This is a genomic window from Gaetbulibacter sp. PBL-D1 (assembly GCF_050509525.1).
GTDB classification, from domain to species: Bacteria; Bacteroidota; Bacteroidia; order Flavobacteriales; family Flavobacteriaceae; genus Gaetbulibacter_B; species Gaetbulibacter_B jejuensis.
The window spans coordinates 1-5,414 of sequence record NZ_JBNWKB010000029.1 but is presented as its reverse complement, the minus strand read 5'-3'; the positions used below and the strand labels follow the sequence as shown (position 1 = coordinate 5,414).

Below are 5,414 nucleotides of genomic sequence, written 5' to 3'. Positions count from 1 at the left end.
GTCAAACCAAAATAGTGTTTGAAAAGCAGCTTAATTAATTGTGGATAATACGTTTTACTTCGCCTCTATATTTTGATGCACTTTTACCTGTTACTTCCTTAAAGACTTTATTAAAGTGCGAAAAGTTATTGAATCCGCACTCATAACACACATCAGTAATGCTAATTTGACTTTCAGAAAGTAGCTTGGTAGCATGCACTACTCTATACTCATTAACAAACTTTGTAAAGGTTTTTCCTGTTACCTTTTTAAAGTATCTACAAAACGCAGGTACTGTCATACTCACTTTATCAGCAATTTCATCTAAGCTTATGTGCTCAGTAAAATTTTGATTGACATGTTTAAAAATGATATCAATTTTTGCACTATCCTGAGCTTCGGTTTCAAAAGCAAACCCATCAGCATTTAATAGTGTATAATCTTCAGCTTTGGCTAAAGTGTGTAAAATTTCAAGTAGAACCAGTATTTTTTTAAATCCTTCCTTTTTAGCAAACCTTTCAATTTTATCGCCTAACTTTTTCTTGGTTTTAACTCCAAACAAAATACCTTTCTTAGAGCGTTCAAACAAATTATTAATACGTTCCATTTCAGGAATATTAAAAAAATGTGCTCCTAAAAAATCAGGTTTAAATTGAATTAAAGTTTGCGAACCGTTAATGGTTAAACGGTCAGTAAATCCATTATGAGGTAAGTTGGGACCAATTAACAGTAATTGACTATTATTAAAATACGATAAGTGATTACCTATGTGACGTTTTCCTTTTCCTTTGTTTACGTAAATAAGTTCAATTTCAGGATGAAAATGCCAAAACGGTTTTACTTCTTCTTGAAACGTGTAGTTTTCATGTCGTCTCACAAAAATGGAACTTCCAAATTCTGGACTAATTTTTTCGAGTGTAGGTTTTCGTGTTATCATACCCATAACTTTCAATGCAAAATTACAAGTAATGAAATTAAAAACCTATTTAAAATTACCTCAATTATATACTATTTTAACAGACTATAGTTATAGTATTGTTAATAGAGTTAATTCTGTATATAAATTAGGAAAAATTGATGTTTTTAAACCTTGCGTTTCAGTGTACTTTTGAAGTGTCCAAAATTATTAACCTAAATATTTATATGTCATGAAAAAAGCAATTAAAAACAGTATCGTTATGGTAGCTATTATTGCTGCCATGGTAACCAACGCAAATGCAACTGCTACTTTAATAGTTGGTAAGGAGAAAAAAACAATGTTAGCATTAGACGATGTTAAACAAGGACAGCAACTATTAATAAAAGATATTAATGGTATTATACTATATAAAGAAACCATAAACGCAACAGGAACATACAATAATTTGTTCGACCTTACTGAGCTTCCAAATGGAGATTACTTTTTTGAGCTAAACAAGGATGTTGAAATTAATGTTATTCCGTTTAAAGTTGTAGAAAGCAGAATAGAATTCAACAAGAGTTTAGAGTCTAAGGTCTTTAAACCTATTTTGAGAATGCAAGATAACCGTTTGTTTGTTTCAAAGTTCTCGTTAAACAATGCGCCTTTAAGTTTAGAAATTCATTATGCAAATAATGAAGCTACTCATAAAGATTTTGAATTAATCTATTCTGAAAACATAGATAGCACTTCTCAAATTTTTGAACGTGTTTATAAATTAATGAAGGGTAACACAGGAGATTACAAAGTTGTAATAAAAACAGATGGAAGAGAGTTTACCCAAACCGTAAAAATGATTTAAATTGATTATTTAAATAATGTTAGAATGTTAGTTAGTAAAGCGGCAAACCTTTGGTTTGCCGCTTACTTTTTAAAACAACTTTAACTGTCCGTCTTTATACTGCTCATGCAGTTCAGTATTCAATTTAGGCATTGCCTTGTCTTTAAAATACTTTTTACGTGCTAATCGCACTAGCATATTTATTTGTTCAGCTATTTTACCTTCTCCTCTCATTCGTGTTCCATAACGCGAATCGTTAAGATTACCACCATGACAACTTTCAATTTGGTGCAATACTTTATCTGCTCTGTCTGGTAGTGTTTTTTTAATCCAATCGGTAAAAATCTCACCAATAGAACCATTTAATCGTACAATAGTATGCGCTATTGATAATGCTCCAGCGTCAGACACTGCTTTTGCTAACGGTAAAATTTCATGACTATTTACAGACGGAATTATAGGTGCCAACATCACATTTACAGGAATGTTGTTTTGCGATAACACTTTTACTGTTTCTAACCGCTTTTTTATTGTTGCTGTTCGTGGTTCTAAAACGCGTCTTGTAGTTTCAGACAATGAGGTAATGGAAATATTAACGTTGATAAGATTATCTTTTGCCAAGGCTTTTAAAAGTTCCAAATCTCTTAATATTAATGCGTTTTTAGTAATAATTGCCACAGGATGCTTGTATTTTAAAAACACCTCTAAACACTGTTTTGTAAGTTCAAACTCTTTTTCGGCTGGTTGGTAGCAATCCGTATTACCAGACATTACAATAGGATGCGCTTTCCAGCTTTTCTTTTTTAGTAGTGCTTCTAGAAGTTTAGGAGCATCTTTTTTTACCAAAATGCGACGTTCAAAATCCAATCCTGCACTATAACCCCAAAACTCATGACTGTTTCTGGCGTAGCAATAAATACAGCCATGTTCGCAACCTTGATACATGTTCATGGAATACGCCATACCAACATCTGGACTCTCAACTTTATTAACGATGGTTTTAGGAAATACAGGTAAATAAAGTGTTTTGTTTTTATCGGCTTCTTCGCCTTCTTTAGCACAATATTCTAAAAAATCGTCTCGGATTTCATGGCTGAGTTCAAAGAATTTATTGTGCACGTTTAGTTGTGCACCACGTCCTTTTATGGTAGGTTTTGGGTTCATAACAGTAAAGTATAAAGTGAGTACTTAAAAAAGTGGTGACTTAAAATTAGGGATTAATTGCTCTTGAAACTGTTAAAACAAAAATGGGTTATTAACAAACGCGAAAAAGAGTATTAAATCGCTTATGCTCTTGAATTTATAAAATAAATAGTCGAAATTCGTAGGGAATGGATAAAACGCTATACAACATTGTATACGGTAAAACCATTGTATATTTATCAACAGCCAATAGTTGGCAACAAGCTGAAAAAATGAACTCACAAACAATAATTACGATTTTATCAATCACACTTCCTTTAATTGGAGGTGGAGCAGGATATTTATTGAAAAGTAATATTGAGAAAAAAAAGGAACTCACAAATGAAATCACGAAAGAAAGACGTGAAATCTACCAGCAATATGTGAATTTGATAATCGGACTTTTTGCCAACTCAAAAGCAAATAAGAAAAACCATCCAAATAAAATGTTGACTGACTTATATGAGTTTTATAAAAAATATGTTCTTTACGCTTCGCCAAAAGTAATAATTGCCTTTTCAGATTATTTCCAATTTATGTATGCTCAAAATGATGATGAAGAAACGGATTCAAAGAAACATCTTTTATATATGACAAAAATAATGGTTGAAATGAGAAAAGACCTTGGATTGAAAAATAATGAACTTGGCGCAAATGGAGAAATGCTTATGAGAGCATTGATAAAAGATTATGACCAAATAATAAAATAAAGCCAATTATCAACAACGTTTAACCTAAACCTTTAACCAAAAACTATTGTATATTTATCAATAACCAATAGTTGTACACCATTAGAAAAAGCATATTGAAAACATTAAAAGCCATATTACTGATTTTGATTTTTACAACTATTGGATGTAAATCCGATAGAAAACTCAATGGGAATTACTGTACTTGCCATAACGGACTTTATGCTGAACTGTATATTGAAAATGACTCTATGCAATCTGCTACGAGTATGAATTGGCTATCAAATTGGAGAAAATTTGAAATAAAGAATGACACTATTTATCATTTATCCTTTGGTGAGAGAGCAGATAAAACAAAAGCCAAAGTTAGTTACAGAGGAAAAAATGAATTTGAACTTTATTATCCTAAAGATAGTATCACTCACACTTTCAAAAAAATAAACTTAATAATTGACGACAATCTCACTTATCAGGAATTTTGGGATGGCTTTTATCAACGAAAAATAGAATTCGACTGCTTTACTGAATCTGAAACAAAAGCTAATTTTAAAACATCAATACCTGAATCTATTGATTCAACCGCAAATGACGAAGTATCCACAAAAAAGTTATTTACACTTGATTTTGAGAAAACTAAAGAAAAGGTAGGCGCTACTGTTATGATATTTTTCAAAGAAATTGCTCTTGGAAATATTAGTCCTGAATGGACTATTAATAGCAAAGGGTATTATCAAGTAAATATGTCAAGCTATTTTAAAAAGTTAGACTCCCTAAATATTTTTGATTCTAGCTTTTATGAAGACGAATCTATCAGAATGAAACCTTGTATTGATGATCTTGAAAAAATGAAAACAAAAGAGAACGATAACTATGATGGTATTTGGGAACCTGCAAGTTGTTTTGCCGATTACATGTATTGGCTTAATGCTCAAGAAGAACCTGAATCTTATGAGATTACCAAAGGAAAAATTGATAATGGCACAATAAAAATAGAAGTTAAATATGTGAGCATTTATGGAGCAAAAACCACATATTGGGATAATGTCATTCTCAATATAGAACTAATTGAAAAGCGTAATAGACTGTTAATCTCTAAAGCCTCCATAGTAAATTTAAATTAGTAACAAGCACTAGAATGTGTCTCAACCTTTAACCAAAAACTATTGTATATTTATCAATAACCAATAGTTGGCAATAAGCTGAAAATTATCGTGAATTTAGAAATGCAAAATATATAATTGAATATTTCCCAAACTTAATGACGAGAGATGAAATTTCGGCTTTGAGATATTCGCAACTGGAATTCAAAACAGAAAACAGTCCTAAAATGAGAAATATTCTTGAAAGAAATGGAAAATTTGTTATTACCAAAAAAGGACGTGAATTGCTCAAAAACGGAACTGAAAATTTCAGATTAAATGTTGCGAACCGAATTTTGGAAGAACGAAAAGATGACCTGTTTCTTAACAAATGTCCGAAATGTGATTTTCTTGCAAGAACACCACAAGCTAGACAATGTAGGAATTGCGGACACAAATGGCATAATATTAAAGTTGCGGATTTTAGATTAAACTCGTCCTTTCAATTAACCGGAAAGAAATTCTATTTAGTAGGCAAAATCGTAAACGGAAACGTTGAAATCGGAAATTTTGTAGACTTAACTTTACTAGGTATGAATTGCAAACCAAAAATTGAATCGATTGAATTTGCTCTAAAAAAGGAAAATGGACAACCCATTGAAGACATCGCCTTTGGGACGAGCGAACTGAATGAAAATCAAAAGGACAGATTAAAAAGAATCGGTTCGTTTGGAACTCAATTTGAC

At 31.3% G+C, this 5,414-nt stretch carries 6 protein-coding genes; 4 read left to right on the top strand and 2 right to left on the bottom strand.

The genetic code is table 11. The features are described from left to right. Window positions 1-34: 34 nt before the first annotated feature. On the bottom strand, window positions 35-916 hold the full coding sequence (locus tag ACQ0RB_RS15460; RefSeq protein WP_129759686.1) for an AraC family transcriptional regulator: 882 nt from the start codon (window positions 914-916) through the stop codon (window positions 35-37). 211 nt (window positions 917-1,127) lie between these two features. On the opposite strand from ACQ0RB_RS15460, the gene ACQ0RB_RS15455 reads away from it, so the two are divergent. Beyond that, window positions 1,128-1,739: a hypothetical protein gene (locus ACQ0RB_RS15455; RefSeq protein ID WP_430499580.1), complete on the top strand. Its 612-nt coding sequence runs from the start codon at window positions 1,128-1,130 to the stop codon at window positions 1,737-1,739. Between the two features lie 69 nt (window positions 1,740-1,808). Here the strand turns inward: ACQ0RB_RS15455 and ACQ0RB_RS15450 are convergent, their stop codons facing one another. After that, window positions 1,809-2,882 carry a PA0069 family radical SAM protein gene (locus ACQ0RB_RS15450; RefSeq protein ID WP_430499578.1) on the bottom strand — a complete coding sequence of 358 codons (1,074 nt, stop codon included), beginning with the start codon at window positions 2,880-2,882 and terminating at the stop codon, window positions 1,809-1,811. Between the two features lie 167 nt (window positions 2,883-3,049). On the opposite strand from ACQ0RB_RS15450, the gene ACQ0RB_RS15445 reads away from it, so the two are divergent. From ACQ0RB_RS15445 to ACQ0RB_RS15435, 3 genes are all read left to right on the top strand, one after another. Continuing rightward, on the top strand, window positions 3,050-3,610 hold the full coding sequence (locus tag ACQ0RB_RS15445; RefSeq protein WP_430499576.1) for a hypothetical protein: 561 nt from the start codon (window positions 3,050-3,052) through the stop codon (window positions 3,608-3,610). A gap of 95 nt (window positions 3,611-3,705) precedes the next feature. Next, window positions 3,706-4,710, top strand: a complete 1,005-nt coding sequence (locus ACQ0RB_RS15440; protein ID WP_430499482.1) for a hypothetical protein — start codon at window positions 3,706-3,708, stop codon at window positions 4,708-4,710. Between the two features lie 137 nt (window positions 4,711-4,847). Then, on the top strand, window positions 4,848-5,414 hold a 567-nt coding region (locus ACQ0RB_RS15435), incomplete at its 3' end, for a hypothetical protein (protein ID WP_430499574.1).

Coding starts and splice junctions, on each gene's coding strand:
- ACQ0RB_RS15455 (WP_430499580.1), top strand. CDS start 1,128: ATGAAAAAAGCAATTAAAAACAGTATCGTTATGGTAGCTATTATTGCT.
- ACQ0RB_RS15445 (WP_430499576.1), top strand. CDS start 3,050: ATGGATAAAACGCTATACAACATTGTATACGGTAAAACCATTGTATAT.
- ACQ0RB_RS15460 (WP_129759686.1), bottom strand. CDS start 916: ATGATAACACGAAAACCTACACTCGAAAAAATTAGTCCAGAATTTGGA.
- ACQ0RB_RS15450 (WP_430499578.1), bottom strand. CDS start 2,882: ATGAACCCAAAACCTACCATAAAAGGACGTGGTGCACAACTAAACGTG.